Annotated in this window: 16 protein-coding genes; 12 read left to right on the forward strand and 4 right to left on the reverse strand. The window is 60.9% G+C overall.

Going from position 1 to position 23,972, the window contains the following annotated elements; all coding sequences use genetic code 11:
• The first annotated feature begins 132 nt into the window (after positions 1-132).
• Positions 133-420 carry a hypothetical protein gene (locus tag GYH26_RS07090; RefSeq protein ID WP_155816009.1) on the forward strand — a complete coding sequence of 96 codons (288 nt, stop codon included), beginning with the start codon at positions 133-135 and terminating at the stop codon, positions 418-420.
• A gap of 226 nt (positions 421-646) precedes the next feature.
• On the opposite strand, the gene GYH26_RS07095 is transcribed toward GYH26_RS07090, so the two are convergent.
• The 4 genes from GYH26_RS07095 to GYH26_RS07110 all read right to left on the reverse strand — a co-directional run bounded on the left by GYH26_RS07095 (position 647) and on the right by GYH26_RS07110 (position 3,784).
• Positions 647-2,236: an MBL fold metallo-hydrolase gene (locus GYH26_RS07095; protein ID WP_161541055.1), complete on the reverse strand. Its 1,590-nt coding sequence runs from the start codon at positions 2,234-2,236 to the stop codon at positions 647-649.
• Positions 2,237-2,516: 280 nt separating this feature from the next.
• Complete coding sequence (locus tag GYH26_RS07100) at positions 2,517-2,948, reverse strand: type II toxin-antitoxin system VapC family toxin (RefSeq protein WP_161541056.1); 432 nt, start codon at positions 2,946-2,948, stop codon at positions 2,517-2,519.
• A complete protein-coding gene (locus GYH26_RS07105) occupies positions 2,948-3,187 on the reverse strand; it encodes a type II toxin-antitoxin system Phd/YefM family antitoxin (RefSeq protein ID WP_161541057.1) in 240 nt (79 codons plus the stop codon). Before GYH26_RS07105 ends, GYH26_RS07100 begins: the two co-directional genes overlap by 1 nt.
• Positions 3,188-3,565: 378 nt before the next feature.
• Positions 3,566-3,784, reverse strand: a complete 219-nt coding sequence (locus GYH26_RS07110; RefSeq protein WP_161541058.1) for a hypothetical protein — start codon at positions 3,782-3,784, stop codon at positions 3,566-3,568.
• A gap of 439 nt (positions 3,785-4,223) precedes the next feature.
• On the opposite strand from GYH26_RS07110, the gene GYH26_RS07115 reads away from it, so the two are divergent.
• Genes GYH26_RS07115 through GYH26_RS07165 form a run of 11 tightly spaced genes read left to right on the forward strand, consistent with a single transcriptional unit; the run spans position 4,224 to position 23,967 of the window.
• Positions 4,224-5,255 carry a LacI family DNA-binding transcriptional regulator gene (locus GYH26_RS07115; protein WP_161541059.1) on the forward strand — a complete coding sequence of 344 codons (1,032 nt, stop codon included), beginning with the start codon at positions 4,224-4,226 and terminating at the stop codon, positions 5,253-5,255.
• Positions 5,256-5,271: 16 nt separating this feature from the next.
• Entirely contained in the window at positions 5,272-7,185 is a 1,914-nt protein-coding gene (locus GYH26_RS07120) for a T9SS type A sorting domain-containing protein (RefSeq protein ID WP_161541060.1), read from the forward strand.
• A gap of 59 nt (positions 7,186-7,244) precedes the next feature.
• On the forward strand, positions 7,245-9,935 hold the full coding sequence (locus GYH26_RS07125) for a TonB-dependent receptor (RefSeq protein WP_161541061.1): 2,691 nt from the start codon (positions 7,245-7,247) through the stop codon (positions 9,933-9,935).
• Between the two features lie 13 nt (positions 9,936-9,948).
• On the forward strand, positions 9,949-13,260 hold the full coding sequence (locus GYH26_RS07130) for a hypothetical protein (protein ID WP_161541062.1): 3,312 nt from the start codon (positions 9,949-9,951) through the stop codon (positions 13,258-13,260).
• A gap of 26 nt (positions 13,261-13,286) precedes the next feature.
• Entirely contained in the window at positions 13,287-14,297 is a 1,011-nt protein-coding gene (locus tag GYH26_RS07135) for a PorV/PorQ family protein (protein ID WP_206751746.1), read from the forward strand.
• 14 nt (positions 14,298-14,311) lie between these two features.
• Positions 14,312-17,116 carry a glucoamylase family protein gene (locus GYH26_RS07140; RefSeq protein ID WP_197738552.1) on the forward strand — a complete coding sequence of 935 codons (2,805 nt, stop codon included), beginning with the start codon at positions 14,312-14,314 and terminating at the stop codon, positions 17,114-17,116.
• A gap of 13 nt (positions 17,117-17,129) precedes the next feature.
• Positions 17,130-19,409, forward strand: a complete 2,280-nt coding sequence (gene bglX, locus GYH26_RS07145; protein ID WP_161541064.1) for a beta-glucosidase BglX — start codon at positions 17,130-17,132, stop codon at positions 19,407-19,409.
• 8 nt (positions 19,410-19,417) lie between these two features.
• Complete coding sequence (locus GYH26_RS07150; RefSeq protein WP_161541065.1) at positions 19,418-20,872, forward strand: glucoamylase family protein; 1,455 nt, start codon at positions 19,418-19,420, stop codon at positions 20,870-20,872.
• A 29-nt stretch (positions 20,873-20,901) separates the two neighbouring features.
• Positions 20,902-22,203: a sugar ABC transporter substrate-binding protein gene (locus GYH26_RS07155; protein WP_206751747.1), complete on the forward strand. Its 1,302-nt coding sequence runs from the start codon at positions 20,902-20,904 to the stop codon at positions 22,201-22,203.
• A 33-nt stretch (positions 22,204-22,236) separates the two neighbouring features.
• The gene (locus tag GYH26_RS07160) at positions 22,237-23,130 is read left to right on the forward strand and encodes a carbohydrate ABC transporter permease (protein WP_161541067.1); all 894 of its coding nucleotides are present in this window, start codon (positions 22,237-22,239) and stop codon (positions 23,128-23,130) included.
• A 6-nt stretch (positions 23,131-23,136) separates the two neighbouring features.
• Complete coding sequence (locus GYH26_RS07165) at positions 23,137-23,967, forward strand: carbohydrate ABC transporter permease (protein ID WP_161541068.1); 831 nt, start codon at positions 23,137-23,139, stop codon at positions 23,965-23,967.
• Positions 23,968-23,972: the final 5 nt, after the last annotated feature.

Here is a 23,972-nt window from a genome sequence, read left to right on the forward strand (position 1 = left end):
AATACTTTTGAGTATAAATCAAAATGAGGTTATTCGGCGATGTGGCTTTTTACAAGGGAAGGCTTCTTCAGCGTGGTATGTGCGCGGCAGGGCGATGGGCAGCGTGGCCGGCCCATCGACCCAGAACGCGTGATGGTTCGGGCGCGCGTGCGTGCCCATCTGGAAGCGTTGCAGGCGCGGTTTCCGGAGCTTCTGGGCGGCTGTGCGATCCGGGAGTTTCCGGGAGCCGACTACGCCTGGCGCCTTTTCGTGCCGAAGTCGGTCTGGGCGGAGGTGGTGCGTCGCCTGGCCGAAGACATTGACTACGACAATTTCAAGGCGGCCACGGCCCGGCGTCAGGGACTGGATGGGGCGGCCTACGTGGAGGCGTTGCATGCGGTGTGGAGGACGATGCTCGGCCTGCAGCGTCAGCAGTTGTAGCATGCCGCGCGACCTTGTGTAAGGAAAGGGTAATCCTCCCCGCGCTGGAGCGTTCTGTCCGGGCAGAGAGGCGACCGCCAGGCCGGCGGTGGCGATCAGGGCCCAACCGGAAAAAGTTCTTTTCTGGACGCTTTCTCGTGATCTGGGAGAAGGCATGTTTGCGTCAGTGGGGGAGGGCTGAAGAGGGGGCCTTGTGTAAGGAAAGTTCAATGGCGTGCCCCTTGTCTTACACAAGGACCCGGGTGTTTGTCCCCCGGAGCAGTTCGCGCCAGTGCTCTGGAGCTTCCGTGTGCACGGGCAGCAGATGGTGAGGATGCAGCCGGCGCGCCACTTCCACAAGGTCGTCAGCCGGCGCATGGCCCGACGTGTGGTAGGGATTCTCTGCTTCGGCAGGGTTGGAGGGGGGATTTGCCAGCCACTCAGGCAGTGGCCGAAAATCCAGCGCCCGCAGCCAGTGCATCAGCACCGCCAGGTCCAGCACCTGTTCTTCGTCGGCCCAGTAGCTGTTGCTGAAGATATAGAGGCCCTGTCGGCGTGGTCGACCCATCGCCTGCTCAAGCAGCCGCAGGTCCAGCAGGCGGTTAATTTCATAAAAGCCGAAGGCCAGCAGAAAGGCGCCTGGATCCTGTGCGATTTCTTCCAGGCTGACCGGATGGATGTCGGACTGCTCCCAGAGCCAGGCCTCCCAGGTCGGGCGACGGGCACGCGGCTCCTGGAGGATCCGTGCCGCCTGGAGTGTTGCCTGCCAGGAGGGATCCGCTTCAGCGAGCGCCTGAAGCAGGTAGGCGTCCTTTGGGGTGATGACCAGGTGGCGATCCAGATCGCGGGCTACCTCCAGACAGGCCTGGAGCCTTTCGAGATTGCGCGGAGCAAAGTCCACGGCGATGGGTGCGCCGGCATGCCGGCGGATCGCCTCATGCAACGCCGCCTGGACGGCCGCTTCGGTGCGGGCCGGGCCCTGGCTGTCCAGGCGGGTGCCTTCGATGATGAGCAGGAAGACGTCTCGACCTTCGAGCCGCTGTAGGAAGCTTTTCGTATGCTGGCCCCATCGGCCATGGCGCCGCAGATCGCCCGTGTAGACGACCGGACCGGCGGGTGTTTCGATATAGAACGCCAGTGCGCCCGGCACGGAATGGTCCACCGGGAAGGCTTCGACCTGGAAGCAGCCAACCGAAAGCGGGGTGGTGACCGGAGTCCAGGGGTGTCCGTCGAGCGTCCTGGTTTTAGCCGGAGACTGCAGCGGAAAACTGTCCAGGCGTCCCAGCAGCAGGCGATAGGGGCGGCGCAGGTAGGAACCCCTGCGAACGGATTCAAGAATGCCCTCGTCGTTGGGAAGGCGGGGGCTTAAATAAGCGGCTTCGGCATCCAGGCCGATCTGCGAGGTATCCTGCATGGCCTTGAGGATGGCGGCCGTGGCGGCGCTGGCCACGACGGGCAGGTCGGCGCGCAGGTAGGCCACCGAACCGCTATGATCCAGATGGGCATGCGAGAGCAGCAGCGCCTGGATGTAAGCGCCGTCGGGTGCGCCGTCCAGAAAGCGGCGTTCCAGTTCCGAGGGAAAGAGCGTGTCGTCGGCAGCGTCGCGGTAGAGTCCGCGGAAGCGCGGCAGCAGCCCGAGGGCCAGCAGATCGCGCAGGCCGAGCGTAGAGCGTGGCCCGAGAAACTCCGTGAAGTGGCGGTTCCAGCGATTGAAGGAGCGGCCGAAGTCCAGCAGCAGGGCCTCGCCGCCGGCTTCGAGCAGGATCTGGTTGCCGCCGATTTCGGCCCAGCCGCCGAAAACGCTGACGGAGAGATCTCCACAACGAAAGTGCTGCATCAGGAGGGAGGTTTGCTTCGGCCGCTACGGAAAAGATGCGTGTCTCTGAGCTTTTCTGCAAGCAATGCTGGCGGCATGTCAACATCAGGGTTATGCGCCACGGAACGGATTAGAGAAACTTTCCCGGCCTGGAAAACACTATGTGTCGTTCTAATTCAGAATGGTCCGTCTATATCGACCAGGTTCTCCGCGTGCACGGAGACAGTTCCTGATGCCAGTTACGCCGGAATCCTGCAGGGTGCTTGAATGCCGGAGTGCCTCCGCCTGCAATTCCGTTGCATCATTCCTCGCCCAATGGGCCGCAGATTTCCACGCCCACTCGAGATGCAGCGGCTCTGAGAGCCTTGTCTTGAGTAGCCAGAGGTATACGCATGCGCAGGGCCAGATCCAGATAGACCGCATCGTATACCGATAGCTCTTGCTCTCGAGCCAGCAGCAGGATTTCTCCAAAAGCGCGTTCCGGCAAGATTGGCTCTATCGAAATGGGAAGTTCTTGAAGAAGCTCCAGAAATCGTTCCGAATCCACGGGCTTTACTCTCCCTCTGCGCTCGGCCACAAGCAGGGCGTTTGCGACTTCCAGAAACCACAGGGCCGGCACCCTTGCCTGCCCCTGTTTCAGTTGCTTGAGTACTCCCTGTGCATACCGGTTCAATTCCTCTCGAAATGCCCACGACAGAGTTACCGAGGCATCCAGTACGAATTCCTGTACCATTACATCCGTCCTTCTTCGATAAGCTCTTTGATCGTCAACCCGCTCAGACTGTGCTTGCGGCCGAATTCCAGAATGTCCTGAATGACTTCTTCTATATCTCGTTTTCTACGAAAAGGTATTGGCTCCAGGACCGCAACGGGCAAACCGTGGCGTGTAATCACGAATCGCTCTCCCTTCTCTACCCGTCGAAGAAGCTCGGAAAATCGGGTTTTCGCCTCGTAGGCACCAATTTCAGGCATAATACTTCCTTTATTTAGACTGGTCTACGACTGGTCTAAATATAGCAAAAGGACGGCTGATTATCAAGGCCCCGCCATTTGTTCGACCGGCTCCATCAGGCCGTCGAAATCCTGGCCGCCATCCTGCCTGCCCGCTTCGGCGCGCCTGAACAAAATCGCGGCAAAAATGCGCGTCTTGCGCGAGGTCGCCTACAAGCACCTGCAACGCGCCGATCTGCACACGGTCCTCCGGCGGCTGTTGCCCGGACCCCTTCTGCTACAGGGGTAGGGGACCCCGGGGCTGACGGACTGGCAAGATACAGGGGCAGTTGCGAAGGACCTAAACGCTTTGCATTTGTAGCGCAGACCGCTTCGGGATCGGACGCTGCAGGCTGCCGATCATCCGAAGCCAAACAGCGGCGGCAGCACAAAGACGACAAACACCGCCCAGAGTGCATAGACCGGTAGATAGCGGCCGATTGTGAGTTCCAATCGGGTGTAGTCCGCCTTTCCGTGAAGCAGGCGCATATAGTCTCGGCCGATCCAGGCCAGATGGATGAAGATCAACAGGTTGGCGCCCAGCACCACGATGCGGTTGGGTGTAAGGCCAAAGGTCATTATTTGAAAGAAAATGGCCTGCCCCTTCGAACTGACTGACGGTCAGGGTGGTGAAGACCAGACCTCCGAGTACGCACCAGCAGGCTGGCTGTGGTCAGAAGCGCGCCACATGGGCACAAGTCACAACAGGTACCAGTCGGGTGTGAGCCATAGCAGGGGCAGGCGCACCAGGAGCGCGGCGCCCAGGGCGATGGCGAGAACTTTCCACAGGGCGGGATGCCTCCAGAAGCCCGGGCGCTCCGGTCGGTAGGTGAGCCGGACGTACCAGACAGTGTCAATGAACGCGGCGATCTGCTGTCGTGCAGCTGCAGCTTGTTAGGACGTCTGTAGGGTGCCATTTCGGGGGTTGACAATAAAGGAAGAATGGGTTATAATGGAAACGTTTCCATTTTTGAATCTCGAAATGGATCATTTTGCGAAAACGTTTTTACCCTGAAGAATGGCCGTTACGATACGGGATGTAGCGCGGGCGGCTGGCGTAGGAGTGGCCACCGTCTCGCGGGTGCTCAATAACAGTGGACCTGTCAGGGATGAAACCCGCAGACGCGTGGAGGAGGCCGCACGTCGTCTGGGCTACGTACCGCATGGGGCAGCGCGGAGCCTGATCACACGTCGCACGCAGACGCTGGGTGTGCTGCTGCCGGATCTCTACGGCGAGTTCTACTCTGAACTCATGCGCGGCTTGGATCAGGAAGCCAGGCGTAGAGGCTACTATCTGCTGGTCTCGGGAATGCATGCCGATCCCAAGGAGATCCGCACCATCGTGGGAGCAATGCGGGGGCGTGTGGATGGGCTGATCCTGATGGCGCCCCATCTCTCACAGGAACTGCTGAAGGAGCATCTTCCGCAAGATGTGGCGCTGGTGTTGATCGGTGCGCGTGCACCCTTCCCATGCGACACGGTGCGCGTCGACAATCTGGCAGGTGCCCGGGCAGCCGTTGCCCATTTGATTTGTCAGGGACATCAGCGCATCGCCATCCTTTCGGGTCCCCTGAGCAACCAGGAAGCCAGAGAACGGCTGGAGGGATACCGCCTTGCGCTGCAGGAAGCCGGGATTTCTGTACGCCCGGAGCTGGAAGTGGAAGGCGACTTCACGGAGGCCTCCGGATACGAGCTTGGCCGCCGAATTTTGTCGCTGGCCCCTTCGGCCGTGTTTGTTGCCAATGATGCCATGGCGATTGGCCTGCTCCGGTTTCTGCATGAAGCCGGGGTCCACGTGCCGGACCAGCTGGCGCTGGTGGGTTTTGATGACATCCCGATGGCGCGATACACGCGCCCGGCGCTCACCACGGTGCAGAGCCCCATCTTTGAACTGGGATCGTGGGCGGTACGCCTGCTTGAGGAGGCGCTGGCGGAAGGTTCTGGCCACGGGCCAAAGGATATTGTACTACCCACGCGTCTGGTGGTGCGAGAGTCCTGTGGGGTCGCCGAGGGACGCGTTATCTCTCCAGGATCAACCATCAACCACTAACCCGATGGAGGGCACTATGAGAACCGTTACGATGCTGGCCCTGCTCGTGCCGTTCTTGGCCTTGCAGGCTATGGGACAGCCCGCTCGCACCTTCGATGTGGTGTGGGCCCGCGACGTTGAGGGCGCAACCATGACCCTTGATGGACGTCTGGATGAGCCGGTCTGGCAACAGGCCGAAAAGATTCCACTGGTATGGGAAAATCCCACCTTTTATGAACCCGGGGGAGGCTGGGATAACTTTTTTGATTCCTTTACCATTACACCTACAGATCCTGTCAACGGTACTGTTTATCTACTCAGAGATGGTAATAAGCTGTGGATTGGAGTGGTTGCTCAGGATAAATCCATTGGAGGCGATCCGGGGGGCGACTTCTTTCGCAACGACGGCCTGATCATTGCCATTCTGAACAAGAACCGCCGCCAGACGGCCTACGACGGCCCCAACTACACCAAGGACGTCAACGTTGACGAGTTCTTCTTCACCTGGCGTGGTAGCGGCAATCCCGGGGATCCGCCTACGTTGAACCTTGGCGGAAGAGGTGGCGACCTGACAGACGACCGTACTGTCTGGGATGGAGCCGCCACGGTTGATGGCACCTCGAACGATGATGCCACTGAAGACACCGGCTATACCCTGGAGATGTGGATCGACCTGTCAAAGCTGGGCTTTGACATGACGCGTCCTGAAGGAGATCACGTGCCGATCTCCTTCGGATTGTATGATTACGACTATGCCTGGCCGGCCGACCCCACCCGGCAATACCTCTCTCGGGCCTGGTGGCAGAATCCCTGGGGGAATGACATGCCACACGGCGTTGGTTACGTGTTTGGTCGTCCGGACGTAACCGTCAGCTCGGGTTCGGTTCCGGAGGTCAACGAACCCGACTTCCGTATCCCAGTGGCTCCGACCGGGGCTGTTGTCACGCTTGACGGACGTCTCGACGAGCCGGTATGGACTGCCCTTGAACCGACGCTCTCGTTGCAGTACCAGATGCCGCCGGAGGCGCTTGATGCCCTGCCCGGACTGTTTGGTCCTTACCAGACGCATTGGTTCCGTCCGGGGGGCGACGCGGAGAACGCTCCGCCCGTGGTAGATCCGACGATCGGTCGCATCTATCTGTTTGCTGTCGGCAAGACGCTCTATGTCGGGTTGGATACAGATGACCAGGCCATCAACGGCGACCTCAGCGATGGAATACGCGTCAACATTCGCGCCAAACAGAACAGCCGTCCGGGTGCTCCTTATGTTGTCAAGCGTTTCCGGGTAGCCATTGATTCCAGCAGTTCGGCCGTACGGATGGAGGATGCCGCCCCGGACAGCGCGGGCAACAGTCCGGTTCAGGCGGCCATCTATCTGAAGGGGAGCTCCACGGTGGCCGATCCCTCGGATGTGGACGAAGGCTATCAGATTGAGATGGCCATTGATCTGACTCAGATCCCCGGATATGAAGATGAAACGGAAGTCGCCTACACGATCGGGTTGGGCTTCACCTATTTCGATGGCGACGGGCTGGACCCGGCTGAGCAGAGCTACAGCACCTTTGTCTGGTACATGAATGAGGGCAATGCCGACATCTGGGGAGGCCCTACGGCACTGGCGTATGTGGATCCGCTTCTGATCGTCGCCAATGAGGCCGTGGCCGAGCCGTTGCCTTCCACCGTTCGGCTACTGGGGAACGCTCCCAATCCCTTCCGTGGAAGCACCACGATCGCTTACGAGCTGCCCGCAGCCGGCGAAGTATTGGTGCAGGTCTTCGATGTGCTGGGACGGACTGTAAAGACGTTGCACCTCGGCCTTCAGCAGTCCGGACGCCAGGAGATCACTTTACGTGCATCTGACCTGGCCCCGGGTCTCTATTTGTATCGCATACACTGGCGTAATGAGGTGCGTGCCGCACAGGCAACGGGACGTCTGATCGTCGTGCAGTAGCTTTGAGGACGGGTGTCGGGGTCGCATGCGACCCCGACACCCGCAAAACTTTGTGACCCATGCATGGTAGTTTGCGCTTTGGCGTCTGGATCCTGGCATTCTGCCTCGGTCAGAGTGTCTGGGCCCAGAGTGGTAAACTGGCCGGACGCATTACCGACAGTCAGGGGATGCCCCTGCCGGGAGCGACGGTGCTGGTAGAGGGCACCATGCTAGGAGCGGCGGCCGACGCAGCGGGTGACTACCTGGTGCTCCGCATCCCTCCGGGCACCTACCGCGTGCGTTTCAGCATGGTGGGCTACCAGACCAAGATTATCGAAGGGGTCCAGATCGCCTCCAATCAGACCACGCGCCTGGATGTGACACTGGAGGAAGAGGTGATCGAAGGGCAGGAGGTGGTGGTGACCGCAGAGCGCCCTGTCGTTGACGTTACGCTCACCAGCACGATGGCCACGGTTTCACGGGAGGAGATTGAACAACTGCCCGTGCAGCGCTTGGAGGACCTGGTGAATCTACAGGCGGGCGTGGTCGATGGCCACTTCCGGGGCGGACGGCTTGGCGAAGTGCAGTTCCAGGTGGACGGTGTGACGGTAAACAACCCGTTCAACAACCAGTCCATTCTCACGCTGGATCGCTCCGTGTTGCAGGAGGTGCAGGTTATACAAGGTACATTCGATGCCGAATACGGCCAGGCGCTAAGCGGCGTGGTCAACGCGGTGCTGCGTAGCGGGTCGCCCGATCGCTACGAGTTCTCCCTGGAAGCCTATGCCGGGGACTATGTGAGCCCAGGTAACGATTCCATGGAGGTGCGAACGCGTGAAGGCGTCGAACGAGTAGCCCTGTATCCATTTATCTCCCGGATTGATCCGCTGACCATCCGAAACCTGCAGGCCAACCTGAGCGGACCACTGCCACTGATTCCTCAGACCACGTTTTTGATCAACGGACAGCGCTATGAGAACCTCGGCTACCTGATGGGGGTGCGTCGTTTTCTGCCACTGGCGCACGACTCTACAGATTTCGAGCGAGGCGTCTTTGTGGAGAACGGCGATCATAAAATCGTGCCCATGCAATTCGAGAAGCGCTGGTCCTTTCTCGGAAAAATCAGCAACCGATCGATCCCCAACGTCCAGCTCAACTATCAGGCAGTGGGGGGCTGGGTGCGCCGTAAACAGTACAACCACGCCTTCCGATTCAATCCAGACGGGACCCGTACGATTCGTGAGTTCTCGATTTCGCACGGGCTGGACCTGACGCACACCCTCTCCGGCACCACCTTCTACGAGCTGAGCCTGCGCCACAACTTTTTTGACCACAAGAACGTGCGCTTCGACGACGTGCGCGATCCGAGGTATTTCGAGTATGGCGCTCCTCAGGGAAGCCCGGTTTACGAAGATGGAGCCATTATCCAGGGAGTGGACCTGGGGCGCTTTGTGCAGCAGACCAATGCTCTGGTGGCCAAGCTGGCGGTCACCAGCCAGGTGACAAAGGTGCATCTGATCAAGGCGGGGGTTGAGGTGCAGCCGTTCATTCTGAAGTTTGGCGTACCCGGTCTGATCACGCAGGGGGATGTGGGAGGCCGGCAGGGGCTGGTGGTGCGGGAGGACTCGATCGGGGCCCGCGTGCTGACCTACAAACCGGTGCAGGGAGCTGCCTTCGTGCAGGATCGTATCGAGTGGGGAAACCTCCGGATTCGCGCAGGGCTTCGTTTTGAATTCTTTGACGCGAACGGCCGTGTGCCCAGCGACTGGGAAAATCCGGCCAACGCCATTCCCGGAGCGCCACCCTCTCGTCTGGTGCCCACTTCAATTAAATGGGCTGTGGCGCCCCGCCTGGGGGTTTCCTTTCCGATTCTGGCCAACGCTTCGGTCTTCTTCTCCTATGGTCACTTCTATCAGATGCCCGGTCTCGGCCTGCTTTTCGATAACGCGGATTACTCAATCCTGAAGGACCTGCAGGCCGGTAGCGTCAGCTACTCGGTCATGGGTAATCCAGACCTTAAGCCTGAATTTACTGCATTGTACGAGTTCGGCTTCAAGGCAGCGCTGACGGAAAATCTGGGACTGGACGTCAACCTGTTTTACAAGGACATCCGCGATCTGCTCGGCGTAGTGTTCCAGTCCACCTATACGGCTGCCGAATATGCACGTTTCGGTAATGTAGACTTCGGCAACGTTCGGGGCTTTACACTTTCGCTTGACCAGCGCAACTGGGGGCCGCTCAGCGTGGCGATCGACTACACCTACCAGGAAGCTCTGGGGAACAGCAGTGACCCCCGCGAGACAGCCAACCGGGCCGCAGCCGGAGAGGATCCCCGTCCCAGGCAGGTGCCACTCAACTGGGACCAGCGCCACACGCTCAATGTCAGCGTGCTGCTAAGCCGGCCCGACGACTACGCGGTGACGGGAATCCTGCGCCTGGCCTCCGGCCAGCCCTATACCCCCACGCTCGGATCGGGCTTTGGGGCCGAGCTGGAGCCTAACTCGGGACGCAAACCGTCGGCCATGCAGATCGATCTGCAGGCGGAAAAGTACTTTCGCTTTGGAGGTTTGCAGCTGGCTGTCTTCCTGCGCGTGTTCAACTTAACGGATACCCACTTTTTCAACGGCTTCGTGTACGCCGACACGGGCAGCCCTTTCTATACACTCAATCCCATTGCCCAGCGCAATCCGGATCCCGGACGGTTGTATCCGCCGCGGCGTGTGGAATTTGGCGTCAGACTGCAACGTAACTGGTTGGCATCGAGACAATAATCCTGAGAGGAAGATGTTCAAGTACTGCTTCAGCACTGGCGTATTGCTGATGGGCCTGGTGCTGGCCGTCCGCGCCCAGCAACTGGAGCCGGTGACTCCCCCTCAGTGGCGTAGTCAGATCAGCGCCGAGCGCATGGGCATTCACGATGCCAATCGTATCCGCACCATTTTTTACAACTTTGGAATGGTGGGGGACTTCCAGGTCAATCCGGACCTGAGTGTTTTCCACTCGGTGGAGGTGCCCAAAGGGACGGGTTTGAACTATTCCGATGGTATTACGCCCTTTGTGCTCACACGGGTACCCCGGGCCTCCAATCCCAACGATTCCATTTACGTCATGCTTACCGGTTATCGGGAGCGGCAGGCGGTGGATCCGTTTCATCCAGGCCGCCAGATGCGTTTTGAGCCGCGGCCGGGATTCTTCGAACCGGATCCCACCATCAATCGGGCGCGCTCGATTGCCATTTCGAATGATCCGCGCACGTGGCCTGGTGCCGTCGACGCCAACGGCAACCCGCGTGAGGGCGTCTCGCCGGAGCAATGCTGGTACGACAAGATCAACGACCCCGATGATCCGGGCTGGTGCGGTTCCTGGAACGGCTACTTTGGCAAGCGTCCCAACGCCGATCAGGAATCCTTCTTCGTGATGGACGACAACTTCTACGCCACGTTTGACTTCTACCCGGACGCACGGGACTCCACGCGTCGCGGTCTTGGGCTGCGGGTAGAGGTGCGGGGTTTCCAGTGGTCCAACCCGCAGGCTCAGAACGTCATCTTCTGGCACTATGATATCGTCAATGAAAGCACCACCGACTACCCCAATATGATCTTCGGGCTCTACATGGACTCGGGAGTCGGAGGCTCTCAACTGTCGTGCGACGGGGTCTACGAAAGCGACGATGACAATGCCTTCTACAATACGGATCTGGGCCTTAACCTGGTCTACACCTGGGATAAGGGCGGACATGGCGTCAGTCTGCGCTCCAACTGCGAGCCTACTGGCTACGTGGGGTACGCTTATCTGGAGACCCCGGGAAATCCCTTCGACGGGATAGACAACGACGAGGACGGCATTATCGATGAGCGTCGCGACAGTGGTCCGGGCGAGAAAATCGTCGGACAGGAGGCTATCCGTGCCTATGTGAGTAGCCATTACGACCTGGAAAAGTTCGAACGGGCCTACGGTCCACTGGAGAATAGACCCGCCTACAGGGCCGGGGTGTGGTGGACTGGGGACGAGGACCTGGACTGGGTGTGTGAAGCACACGACACGGGAGCCGACGGCGTTTTCGCCAATCCTGAAGAAGGTATTGAGCCCGATACCGGCGAGGGAGACTGCATCCCCACGGAGGGAGAGCCCAATTTCGACCGAACGGATATCACGGAAAGCGATATGATCGGGCTGACCGGTTTCAAGATGAACCGGATTCGCCCGGGTGCTGGCTCACCGGCCACCGAAACAGATAACATCGTCTTCTTTATGGACCAGAATGAATGGCCCCGGCGCCTCTACCAGCAGTTCACGCACCCGGACCCCGCCGTGCGATTCGACCGGCCGCTGGTACAGAACTACAACATCGGCTTTCTCTTCGCTTCGGGACCGTTCGAGTTGAAGGCGGGACAGCGCGAGCGGTTCAGCCTGGCTCTGGCCTACGGCGAGGATCTGATCGATCTGGAGACGACCGTCCGTGTGGTCCAGTCCATCTACAATGCCAATTACCAGTTCGCCATCCCGCCACCTGCACCCACCGTGCAGGCCTATGCGGGTGATGGATATGTCACGCTTATGTGGGACAACCGGGCCGAAAAAGCCATCGATCCCGTCACGGGCGAAAACGACTTTGAGGGCTATCGCATCTACCGGGCCACCGATCCCAATTTTCTGGACGCCCAGCTCATTCGCGACGCCCGGGGTGGAGGACCCATCGGTAACGGCAGACCCATTGCGCAGTTCGACCTGATCAACGGTATCCGGGGCTTTTCGGAGCAGGCCGTGCAGGGCGTGCAGTACTGGCTGGGCGAGGACAGTGGCATCGTGCACACCTGGACGGATTCTTCTGTGGTCAACGGGCAGACCTACTACTACGCGGTAACGGCTTACGACCGGGGTGTGGGACCACCCTTTAACTTCTATCCCTCAGAAAATGCCATCTCTGTATCCCGGACGTTGCGTGGGGGGACCATTCTGCCGCGCAATGTGGTGGAGGTGCGCCCCAACCCGCCGGTTCCCGGCTACGTGCCGGCCTCGGTGGAGGAAGGATCGGTGCGTCACGTTGCGGGCCGTGGCGTGGGCGAGGTGGAGATCCGCGTGTTGCATCCCGATCTGGTGCCGGACGGGCACACCTTCCGTCTGGAGTTTGAGGCGCCGGAAGACAGTATCCGTGCGCATTCTTATCGGCTGGTGGACGTGACCACCGGTGAAGAGCTCTTCGACGATGGGCGCGATCTGGAGGGTCAGGGTACCGGTCCGGTGGGCGCCGGCCTGCTCCCGGTCATCCGTACCCTGTCCTGGCCCGAGGTGGACACGGTGGCCAGCGGGTTCGTCTCCGGAAGCACCACCCGTGTGCGCCTGCGGCCGGTCTACCAGTTCACCCGGTCGCCCAATCTGCGCCGTCCCGGCTATCCGGAAGATCTGCTGATCGTCTTTGCTGACGAACCGCTGGATACTTCGCGTGCGGCCATCGGCATGCCCGCCACCCCGGCCCATTTCAAGGTGGTGTCGGCCTCCGGGCGGCAGTTCGACTTTCGCTTCCGGGACGTCAATGGAGATCGCACGCTCAGCGCAGATGGTGAGTTCATCGATGTATTGCTGCCGGAGCGAGAAGGGGGGCGGCTGGTCGTCACCTGGCGCATCTTCTACGACGCGGCGCGTACGCCCCCCGGAGCCATGCCGCCGGGAGATGGAGACGTCTACCGGCTGGTTGTGCGCCTGCCTCTGACGGCTGACGACGTCTTTGAGTTTACCACGCGGGGTGCTTACGTCGACGAGGCGCGGGCACGAGACCAACTTCGGAAGCAGGAGCCCTACGTCGTGCCCAATCCGTACGTGGCCGCCGCCTCGTTCGAGCCCGAGCGCTTTGCCGTAAGCGGTCGGGGAGAGCGGCGCATTGAGTTTCGCAACATTCCGGCGGGTGCCACCATCCGCATCTACACCGTGCGGGGTGAACTGGTGCAGACGCTCTACCACGACGGCTCCAGTACCGGGATGGTGCCCTGGAATCTACGTACGAAGGACAACCTGGAGATCGCCCCCGGCCTCTACATCTTTCACGTGGAGGCCCCGGGCGTGGGCGAGTACATCGGCAAGTTTGCGGTTATCAAATAGCCCGGCGGATTTTATCGATTGGCGTCATGAAAAGACCAGGTAGACTTTTGCTGATGATCGGGCTGCTGGGATGGTTTGCGGGTGGAGGATATGCCCAGACCAAGGTGGCCACAACGGTCGGGCAGGTGCTTCTGATTGAGCCCAGCGCTCGTGCGGCCGGTATGGGCAATGCGGGCGTGACGGCCTATGCGGACGCGATGGGGCTCTACTTCAACCCGGCCATTCCAGCCTACCTCGAACAATCGGCGGTGGCCATGACCTACAGCCGCTGGCTGGCAGACCTGACCTACACCTATACGACGGCCTCCCTGAGGCTGGGCGCCAACGCCCTGTCGCTTTCCGTGACGACCATGCATTCCGGAGAGATGGACGTGCGCACGGTGGAGCAGCCACTTGGTACGGGTGAGCGCTATACAGTTCAGTATCTGGTGTTCGGGCTGGGCTTCAGCCGCCGTCTGACCGATCGATTCAGTGCGGGAATTCAGGCCAAGTTGCTGCGCGAAACGATCTGGCACAGCAGCCTCTCTGCATTCGCACTGGATGTGGGCGTGCTCTATGAGCTTCCGTTTCAGGCATATCTGGGGGCCAGCCTGTCGAACTTTGGCACGAGGGGGCGCTACGACGGTCGGGATCTGCGCGTGCGCTACGACCTGGATCCCAATCGCCACGGCGATAACAGCAGCCTGCCCGCCGCATTTCATACGGAGAGTTACCAGCTGCCCATTCTTTTTCGGGTGGGTATGGGCTTTCCACTACAACTGGGCGCGGGACAGCGCCTGCTGCTGACGGCGGACGCGCTTCAGCCCAGCTTTAATACGGAAAGTCTCAGTCTGGGGGCCGAGTGGCAGATTCTGGACATGCTGGCACTTCGGGCCGGCTATCAAAATCTGTTCGAGCGGGATTCGGAATTCGGCCTCACCCTGGGAGTGGGTCTTCAGCAGGATCTGGCTCCCGTGCGCTTTCACTTCGATTACGCATGGGCCAGTCATCGCCACCTGGGTTCCGTACACCGCCTGAGCGCCGGCATCGCTTTCTAAATGGGGGCGAGAAGATGCTCCGATTGTGTTACATGTGCGTCCTGGTGGCGATGGGGCTTGCCGGTCAGGTACTGGCCCAGGGGCGCACCACCTGGGTCCTTTTCGACGAGAGTCCCGACCCCTCATATTACGCGCAAGTTCGGGGGCACTTCGAGGGCGGCGATTCTCTGGTACTGGCTGGCCCTGAAAATCGGGCGTTGCCTCTGACGAACCGAGCACGCTCAGGCGTAGTAGCGGGTCGCCTCATCTATCGCCACACCACGGGCGGGCATTGGGAATTGATTGTGTACGGCCTTGAAGCTCCATACAACCTTTCCGGAGCAGATACGCTGGTATTGTGGCTGAATGCTCCTGAATCCCTTCCGGGCGTCTGGCTTCCGGCAATCTCGCTTGTCGACGAAAACGATCGGGAGACAGCGTCGATTCCACTGCGGGCGGGCACCGGGGTGGGGTGGAATAGCGCACGCAGCGGCTGGCTGGAGGGTAGCACGACAGATGTCAGGCTTTCCGTCAGGTACGTGGAGACGCTGCCCGCCGAGTTGCCACGTCCGGGATACCCCGAGGATCTGCTGTTCATTTTCGACGACGTGGTTCTGGACACCTCTCAGGCGGCGATCGGATTGCCGGCCCGCCCCGCACGCTTTATCGTGCGTACGGCAGATGGTAAGCCTCTGGCCTTTCGTTACTATGAAATCAACAGCAATCAAACGCTGGATACGACGGGGGAATACGTTGAGGTGCTGACGCCCGAGCCCGAGACGGGCCGGCTTCGCCCGACCTGGCATGTCGAAGTGACGCGCACGGCGACCCGTCCCCCGGGCTCGGGAGACCGTTACCTGCTCGCCGTAGACAACGACGGCCTCGATGCGGATAGCACAACCTGGCAGGCTTTCCGTATTGCCTGGAGCGACTTTGGCCCGGTAGGTGACTTTGAGATGGAGCGCGTGGCGGGGTTTGCTCTGCGTGCGGGAGACGCGGACACCCGGGGCCTTCGAGAACTCTGGTTTGACGATGTGCATGTGGTGGACGACGGTCTCTCCACGTCGGCGCCTGAGCCTCCCGCCAGCCTGCGAGCAGAGGTCGGGGATTCAAGTGTGGTGCTCTACTGGGAGCCCGTCGAGGGAGCCGTGAAATACCGGGTGTACCGACGTGAGGGTGAAAATGGGCCGTTTGTACTGCGGGCCGAGGTGGTGCCCCCTGAGGACTTTGCCGATCTGGACGTCGTCAACGGACAGCGTTACACCTATATTGTACGCAGCGTTGACGCGCAGGGACGTGTGAGTTCCGATAGCGAACCGGTGCAGGCCACGCCCCGGCCTGGACTGGAGGACGCCTTTCTCGAACTGTTGCAGTATCGATCCTTTCTCTACTTCTGGAAGGAGGCCAACCCCATCAACGGGCTCATTCGCGATCGGAGCAGAGAGGGCAGCCCGGCCAGCATTGCGGCCGTCGGTTTTGGCCTGTCCGCCCTGACGGTGGGCATCGATCGGGGATGGATCACCCGTGAGGAAGGGCGCGCGCGCGTGTTGAAAACACTGGAGTTTTTCTGGGAGGCGCCCCAGAGTGCGGCCCCGGACGCCACGGGCTATCAGGGTTTTTTCTACCACTTTCTGGATTTTCAAACGGGTAGAAGAGCCTGGCAGTCGGAGCTTTCCACGATAGACACGGCGCTGCTGCTGGCGGGCATTCTACACGTGCGGCAGTACTTTGACGGGGCACATGAAGACGAAGTGCGGATTCGTGCGCTGGCTGATTCGATTTACGGCAGGGTTCGATGGGACTGGTTTGCTCCTCGCGCTCCCGCCCTGGCACTCGGATGGAAACCGGAGGAAGGATTCCTACCCTACGACTGGACCGGCTACAACGAGGCCATGATCATGTACCTGCTGGCATTGGGTTCGCCGACGCATCCGCTTCCTTCTGAAGCCTGGGAGGTGTGGACAAGCACCTATCGATGGGCTACTCATTACGGGTATAGCTTTGTAGAATTTCCTCCGCTTTTTGGCCATCAATACAGTCACGTCTGGATTGACTTTCGAGGCATTCAGGACGCCTACATGCGTGCGAAGGGCATTGATTATTTCGAGAACAGCCGACGGGCCACGCTTGCCCAGCGCGCCTACCACATGGCCAATCCCAATCGCTATCCCAACTACAGCGCCGACGAATGGGGACTGACCGCGTCTGACGTTCCGGGCGGTTACATGGCGCGCGGGGCCCCGCCGCCGATGAACGATGACGGCACACTGGCACCCACTGCGCCTGGAGGATCCATCGCCTTCGCGCCAGAGGCATCGGTGTGGGCACTTCGCACCATGTACCGGCGCTACCGCAACCGGCTCTGGGGGCCGTATGGGTTTCGCGACGCTTACAACGTGCAGTTGGACTGGTTCGATTCGGACTACATCGGCATTGATCAGGGGCCGATTGTGCTCATGATCGAAAACTTTCGTACAGGGGCCATCTGGCAACGAATGATGACGCACGAGGCCGTGGTACGTGGTCTGGAGCGAGCAGGATTTCAACCGGTTGCGTCTTCCGTATTACCGGCCCCTGTCTTCGATAAGGAAAAGTTGCGCTGCTTCCCCAATCCGTTTACCCATCGGCTACGGATAGAGCACGGCCATGTGCCAGGAAGGCGCGTCTCCATTGTGGTCTACGATGTGCTGGGGCGAGAGGTACATCGTTTGACCTTCGGTCTCGAAGATTCTGGCTCCCTTCTGCTGGACACTTCCAGGTGGCCTTCCGGGCCTCTGCTGATTCGGATGCGCTCCGGAGCCTCAGACGTCGAGTGTTTCGTTCTCCACCTGAAATCCTGATTCTCAATAGCCTATGGTTCGGAAACGTCTGACAATAGCGCTGCTCTATCTGCTTATCGTTTCGACCGGCGCTGTGGCACAGCCGGTGGACCGGGCTCGCGAGGACTCGCTCATCGAAGCGCTGCTGGCCCGCATGACGCTCGAGGAAAAGCTCGGCCAGCTCACGCTCTACAACGGCGGCATGGCCGAAACCGGCCCCGTCGTGCGCGAAGGCGAGCCCGACGCCATACGTCGCGGCCGCGTGGGCGCCGTGATGAATTTATTCGGGGCTGAGGCCGTCTGCGCCATGCAGCGCCAGGCCGTCGAGGAAAGCCGGCTGGGCATTCCGCTGCTGTTTGCGCTGGACGTGATCCACGGCTTTCGGACGATCTTTCCGGTGCCGCTGGCCGAGGCGGCCACGTTCGACCCGGCGCTGGTCGAGCAGGCGGCCCGCGTGGCGGCCGTGGAGGCGTCGGCGGTGGGGCTCAACTGGACGTTTGCGCCGATGGTCGACATTGCACGGGATGCCCGCTGGGGCCGGATCGTCGAGGGCAGCGGTGAGGATCCGTATCTGGGTTCGGTGATGGCGGCGGCGCGCGTGCGGGGTTTCCAGGGGCGTGATCTCCGGGCTCCGACGACGATCCTGGCCACGGCGAAGCACTTTGCGGCCTACGGGGCGGCCGAGGCCGGACGCGACTACAACACGGTGGATGTTTCGGAGCGGACGCTTCGGGAGTTGTATCTGCCGCCGTTCGAGGCGGCGGTGCGCGCCGGAGCGCTTTCGATCATGTCGGCCTTCAACGAGATCGGGGGCGTGCCGGCCACGGCCAACCGCTGGCTGTTGACCGACGTGCTCCGCAACGAATGGGGCTTCGAAGGGCTGGTGGTGAGTGATTACACCTCGGTCTGGGAGTTGCTTTTCCATGGAATTGCGGCCGACAGTGCCGAGGCGGGGCGCAAGGCGCTTGAAGCGGGGGTGGACATGGACATGGTCAGCGGGATTTACGTGCGGAAGCTGGCCGAGGAGGTGCGCGCCGGACGGCTTCCGGAGGCGGTGGTGGACGAGGCGGTGCGGCGCGTGTTGCGCGTGAAGTATCGGCTGGGGTTGTTCGAGGATCCCTACCGCTACTGTCGGGATGCCGGCCGCGAGCAGGTGTTGCTGTCGCCGGAGCACCGGCGGCTGGCACGGGAGGTGGCGCGTAAGGCGATCGTGCTGCTGAAGAACGAGGGGGAGCTGTTACCGCTGGCCGACACGTTGCAGCGGGTGGCGGTCATCGGGGCGCTGGCCAACGATTCGGCGAGTGTGCTGGGGCCGTGGGCGGCGGCGGGGCGTCCGGAGGATGGCGTGACGATTCTGGAGGGGATCCGGTCGGCGCTCCCCGGGGCGACGGTGCGCTACGCGCCGGGCTATGCGGAGGTGCCTCCCGGGAGTTTTCAGGAGATGGTGGCGGCGGCGTTGAGCACGGACACGAGTGGATTTGCGGAGGCGGAGGCGGTGGCACGCTGGGCGGAGGTGGTGATTCTGGTACTGGGTGAGCACCGGGAGTTGAGCGGGGAGGCGGCCAGTCGGGCGTCGGTGGAGCTTCCGGGGGTGCAACTGGAGCTGGCGCGGCGTCTGCTGGCGCTGGGTCGGCCGGTCGTGGTGGTGTTGATGAACGGACGGCCGCTGGCGATTCCGGAGCTGGCCGCTTCGGCACCGGCGATCGTGGAGGCGTGGTTTCTGGGGACGGAGATGGGGCACGCGGTGGCGGACGTGCTGTTCGGGAAGGCGAGTCCGGGAGGACGGCTTCCGGTGTCGTTTCCGCGGGCGACGGGTCAGGAGCCGCTTTACTACAACCACAAGCCGACGGGACGGCCGCCGCGGGCCGAGGAGAAGTACACGTCGAAGTACGTGGACGTGCCCTGGACGCCGCTGTATCCGTTTGGGTACGGGCTGACCTACACGACGTTTGCGTACGACAGTCTTCGGTTGAGCCGGAGGCGGCTGGGGCTGGACGACACGCTGGAGGTGGTGGTGTGGGTGACGAATACGGGTCGGCGTCGGGGGGAGGAGGTGGTGCAGCTGTACGTGCGGGATGAGGTGGCGTCGGTGACGCGCCCGGTGAAGGAGTTGAAGGGCTTTGCGCGGGTGGAGCTGGCGCCGGGCGAGACGAAGGCGGTGCGGTTTCGGTTGCCGGTGCGTGCGCTTCGGTTCTGGGGTTTGGAGGGGGGCTGGGTGGTGGAGCCGGGCTGGTTCACGCTGTGGGTGGGTCCCTTGTCGGCCGAAGGGCTGCAGGCACGGTTCGAGGTGGTGGCCTCTGGAAAAACAAACTGACAGAAAGCATGATTCAGAAATTGCGCCGTTCTGGATGGATTGTCGTCGTGCTCGTGGGCTTCATATCGGGAGGGTGCATGCAAGAGCACGGCGACGTTTCCAGTGATCCCTTTCTTGACTCGTTGCAGGCGCGCACGTTTGCCTTCTTCTGGGAGACCGCCCATCCCGAAACCGCCTTGATCCCGGATCGGTGGCCTACACGGACGTTTTCGAGTGTGGCGGCCGTGGGATTCGGGCTCAGCGCCTACCTTGTCGGTATTGAGCGCGGATATATTTCCCGGGAGCAGGGAGCAGAGCGGGTCTACCGAACCCTGCGCTTTCTCTGGGAGGCGCCTCAGGGACGGGACCGGACGCGTGTGGCGGGGTACAAGGGCTTTTTTTATCACTTTCTGGAGATGGATTCTGGCCATCGGTTCCAGCAGGTGGAACTGTCGAGCATCGATACGGCGCTGCTGATGGCCGGAGTGCTCTCGGCGCAGGCATACTTTGATGGCGACGATCCGATGGAGCGGGCCATCCGTGCCTATGCGGATTCCCTTTATCAGCGGGTGGAGTGGGACTGGATGCAGCCCCGGCCTCCCCTGATCGCGATGGGGTGGCATCCCGAACGGGGCTATCACACGCATGACTACACGGGCTACAGCGAGGCCATGATTCTGTACGTGCTGGCACTCGGTTCGCCCACGTTTCCCGTCGATCCTGAGGCCTGGGAGGCGTGGACGAGCACCTATCAATGGGGGACCTTCTACGGCCAGACGTTTGTGCAATACAGCCCGCTATTCACACATCAGTACAGTCATGTATGGATTGATTTTCGGGGAATCCAGGATGCCTACATGCGTGCGAAGGGCATCGATTATTTCGAGAACAGCCGGCGGGCCACACTTGCCCAGCGCGCCTATGCCATAGAGAATCCTGATGGCTGGCGCGGCTATGGTCCAGACGTGTGGGGGCTGACCGCATGTGACGGTCCGATGGATACCACCGTTGTGATTCAGGGGGTGCAACGCCGCTTTCGTAGCTACGCGGCTCGAGGAGCCAGCCTGGTCTACATCATGGACGACGGGACCATCGCTCCCACGGCGGCGGGCGGATCGCTGCCCTTCACGCCTGAGCTTTCGTTGCGCGCGCTCAAGACAATGAAGGAACGCTACGGCGAAGGAATATGGGGACGGTATGGCTTTCTGGACGCCTTTAATCCTACTTTCCAGCTGGCGGAAGCACGGTTACGCCATGGACGGGTCGTGCCTGGTCTGGGATGGTTCGACACGGATTACCTTGGAATTGACCAGGGGCCCATCTTGCTGATGGCCGAAAACCTGCGCAGTGAGCTTCTGTGGCGCCTGATGCGCCGAAGCCCCTACATCGTCCGGGGATTGAAGCAGGCGGGATTCTCCGGAGGGTGGCTGGATGGAGAAGAGATGCCCGAAATTCCCCGGGTGATCCATGAACGGCAGCCATAGCCCACGCGCCAGGACGCGGTAGAAGGGTCGTGTGCGATCGGCTTAGAAAGCTCATCCAGTTGAAAGGGTGGCCGCTGATTTTACTCGGCTGGCTGATCCTCGGCGGATGCGGCCGGGAGGATGCCAGGGAGAGATTGGTCTTCTGGGTATTTGGGCGGGAGGGGGAGCAGGTACGTCCGCTGATCGAGGCCTTTGAGCTGGAACATCCCGATCTCCGGGTGGACCTGCAGCAGATTCCCTGGTCGGCGGCCTACGAGCGCCTGCTGACGGCCTATGTGGGAGGTCAGCTGCCCGATGTGGCTCAGATGGGCAACAGCTGGCTTGCCCGGTTCGCCGAGCTGCATGCGCTGGAGGATCTTGGCACGTGGATTCGGGAAGCCGATCTGGATACGACGGATTTTTTTGAGGGGGTCTGGATGGCCAATCGCATTGATGGGTGTCTTTACGGCCTGCCCTGGTATGTGGACACGCGGGTGATCTTCTACCGAACCGATTTGCTGCGCAGGGCTGGTTATGAGCGGATGCCCACGACCTGGTCAGAGTGGTCACGGTTGATGCATCGGCTGGTCGCTCCGCCCGTCGGGGCGCGCTACGCCCTATGGCTCCTGCCCGATTGGTCTTCACTCGTCATTTTCGGCATGCAAAACGATGCGCCGCTACTGGGTGCCCGAGGAGCATACGGAAACTTCAGGGACGAGCGTTTTCGGCGGGCCTTTCGATTCTATCTGAGCCTTTTTGGTGCTCGGCTGGTGCCCCTTTCGAGTACCACGCAGCTTGGCAGCGTGTATCAGGAATTTGCGCGAGGACAGCTGGTGCTGTTTATCAGTGGTCCCTGGAGTGTCGGCGAACTCCGGGATCGACTGCCGGACTCGCTTCAGAACCGCTGGGCTACGGCACCGCTGCCCGGTCCCGAAGGACCGGGGTTGTCGCTGGCAGGGGGGGCCAGCCTTGTGATCTTTCGGGGTAGCCGGCACCCTGAAGCCACTCGAAAGCTGATTCGCTTTTTGACGAGACCCGATGTGCAACTGCGCTTTTATGAGTTGACCGGAGATCTCCCCGTTCGTCGTTCGGTCTGGCAATTGCCACCCCTGCGCGACGATCGACAGATCGACGGGTTTCGAGAGCAGCTGGCGCGCATACGTCCATTGCCGACCATCCCGGAATGGGAAGCGATTGCCGCGCGCATTCACTACTACGCCGAGGCGGCCAAGCGCGGTCTGCTGAGCCCGGAAGAGGCACTCACCATGTTGGATCGCGAAGTGGATCTTCTTCTGGATAAGCGTCGTCGCTGGATTTCGGCCGGAGAATACCACCCGGCCGCCCACGACTGAGGTCGCCGGCTCTGCTGGTCAACCATGTGCGTCATGAAAGACGGAGGCCTGAGCATAGAGTTGCGTGTGGCCGGGTGGTTCCTGGGACCGGCTCTATCGGTTGTTCTGATTTTTCAGCTAATGCCAGCAGGCGCCGCCTTTTTGCTCAGCCTTACCGACTTTGATCTGTACACGTTCGCAGCGCCCGACACGCTCAGGATAGTTGGCCTGCGTAACTACCAGATGCTGCTGCAAGACGGGCGCTTCTGGCTGGCGCTGAGAAACACGCTTTACTTCGTGGGACTTGGGGGAGTGCTGACGCTGGGACTGTCACTTGGAACGGCGCTCTGGTTGAATCAGCGGTTTGTGCGCTTCAGGGCGCTGCTGCGAACCGTTTATTTCGCTCCGGTCGTTACGACGCTCGTGGCTGTGGCCATTGTGTGGCGCTACATATACCATGCGCGCTATGGCCTGTTGAATCAGGGGCTGCAACTGTTGGGTCTGGAGCCCGTGGACTGGTTGGGCGACCCCCGATGGGCGCTGCCCTCGCTTGTTTTGATGGCTGTCTGGAAGAATTATGGCTACAGCCTGCTGATTTTTATGGCCGCGCTGCAGGCCGTGCCTGAAGAGCTGTATGACGCGGCCCGTATCGACGGTGCCGACCTCTGGCAACAGTTTCGTCATGTAACGTTGCCCACGCTGCGTCCCGTCGTGCTGCTTACGGGCTTGGTCACGGCCAACGGGTACTTTCAGGTGTTTGCCGAGCCCTACGTGATGACGGGAGGCGGGCCGCTGGACGCGACGCTCACCATGGTGCTGCTGCTCTACGATCAGGGGTTTCGCTGGTGGCGTCTCGGATATGCCGCTGCACTGGCCTTTGTGCTGTTTGTATTGATGCTACTGCTTTCCGCGGTGCTGTTGCGTTTGCAGCGGGAGGCTCAACGCTGAGGTCTTATGCGCGTGCGAGTTTCAGGATCGAGGCTATTTGGCTATTTGTGGCTGGTGCCGTTGGCCCTGCTGACGGCGTTACCCCTGTTCTGGATGGTATCCGCTTCGCTGATGCCCGGCGGAGCGGCCACCACCTACCCGGTTCCCCTTGTTCCACATCGACCGACGCTTGAGCACTACGTCTCGCTGTTTGAGCGCTTCCACATGCTGCGCTACCTGGGCAACAGCCTGCTCGTGGCCGGAAGCATTACGTTGGGCTCGCTTCTGCTCAATGCACTGGCCGGTTATGCCTTTGCCATGCTGCGCTTCAGAGGGCGTGAGCGATTGCTCCGGCTTGTGCTGGCGGTGCTGTTGATTCCCGTTCAGATCACGATACTGCCCCTTTTTCTGATGATGCGGGCGATGGGACTGGTCGGAACGTTTGCCGGAGTCATTCTGCCCAATCTGGCCAGTGCTCTGGGGATTTTCTTGATGTACCAGTTTATGCGAACCTTTCCGATCAGCCTGATCGAGGCCGCCCGGATGGATGGCGCTTCCGAATGGCAGATCTTCTGGCGTATTGCTCTGCCGCTCAGTCGCCCCATGCTGGTTACGCTGGGGCTGCTGACGTTCATGAGCGCCTGGAATGATTTCCTCTGGCCGCTGGTCATTCTGACGCGCCAGACGCATTATACCCTGCCGGTGGCTCTGGCCAATCTGATCGGAGAGCGGGTGCAGGATGTCGAGCTGGTTATGGCCGGCTCGGTTGTAACTACGATGCCGGTATTGCTGCTCTTTCTTGTGCTGCAGCGCTACTACATACCGGTTCTTCTGAGAGGTGGCCTGAGCGGAATGTAAAAAGG

The organism is Rhodothermus marinus (assembly GCF_009936275.1).
In the GTDB taxonomy this organism is placed as follows: Bacteria; Bacteroidota; Rhodothermia; order Rhodothermales; family Rhodothermaceae; genus Rhodothermus; species Rhodothermus marinus_A.

Bases quoted from the DNA above. Each gene is read 5' to 3' on its own strand.
- GYH26_RS07125 (WP_161541061.1), top strand. From the start codon at position 7,245: ATGCATGGTAGTTTGCGCTTTGGCGTCTGGATCCTGGCATTCTGCCTC.
- GYH26_RS07120 (WP_161541060.1), top strand. From the start codon at position 5,272: ATGAGAACCGTTACGATGCTGGCCCTGCTCGTGCCGTTCTTGGCCTTG.
- GYH26_RS07095 (WP_161541055.1), bottom strand. From the start codon at position 2,236: ATGCAGCACTTTCGTTGTGGAGATCTCTCCGTCAGCGTTTTCGGCGGC.
- GYH26_RS07105 (WP_161541057.1), bottom strand. From the start codon at position 3,187: ATGCCTGAAATTGGTGCCTACGAGGCGAAAACCCGATTTTCCGAGCTT.
- bglX (WP_161541064.1), top strand. From the start codon at position 17,130: ATGGTTCGGAAACGTCTGACAATAGCGCTGCTCTATCTGCTTATCGTT.
- GYH26_RS07165 (WP_161541068.1), top strand. From the start codon at position 23,137: ATGCGCGTGCGAGTTTCAGGATCGAGGCTATTTGGCTATTTGTGGCTG.
- GYH26_RS07115 (WP_161541059.1), top strand. From the start codon at position 4,224: ATGGCCGTTACGATACGGGATGTAGCGCGGGCGGCTGGCGTAGGAGTG.
- GYH26_RS07160 (WP_161541067.1), top strand. From the start codon at position 22,237: ATGAAAGACGGAGGCCTGAGCATAGAGTTGCGTGTGGCCGGGTGGTTC.
- GYH26_RS07150 (WP_161541065.1), top strand. From the start codon at position 19,418: ATGATTCAGAAATTGCGCCGTTCTGGATGGATTGTCGTCGTGCTCGTG.
- GYH26_RS07100 (WP_161541056.1), bottom strand. From the start codon at position 2,948: ATGGTACAGGAATTCGTACTGGATGCCTCGGTAACTCTGTCGTGGGCA.
- GYH26_RS07110 (WP_161541058.1), bottom strand. From the start codon at position 3,784: ATGACCTTTGGCCTTACACCCAACCGCATCGTGGTGCTGGGCGCCAAC.
- GYH26_RS07140 (WP_197738552.1), top strand. From the start codon at position 14,312: ATGCTCCGATTGTGTTACATGTGCGTCCTGGTGGCGATGGGGCTTGCC.
- GYH26_RS07135 (WP_206751746.1), top strand. From the start codon at position 13,287: ATGAAAAGACCAGGTAGACTTTTGCTGATGATCGGGCTGCTGGGATGG.
- GYH26_RS07090 (WP_155816009.1), top strand. From the start codon at position 133: ATGGTTCGGGCGCGCGTGCGTGCCCATCTGGAAGCGTTGCAGGCGCGG.
- GYH26_RS07130 (WP_161541062.1), top strand. From the start codon at position 9,949: ATGTTCAAGTACTGCTTCAGCACTGGCGTATTGCTGATGGGCCTGGTG.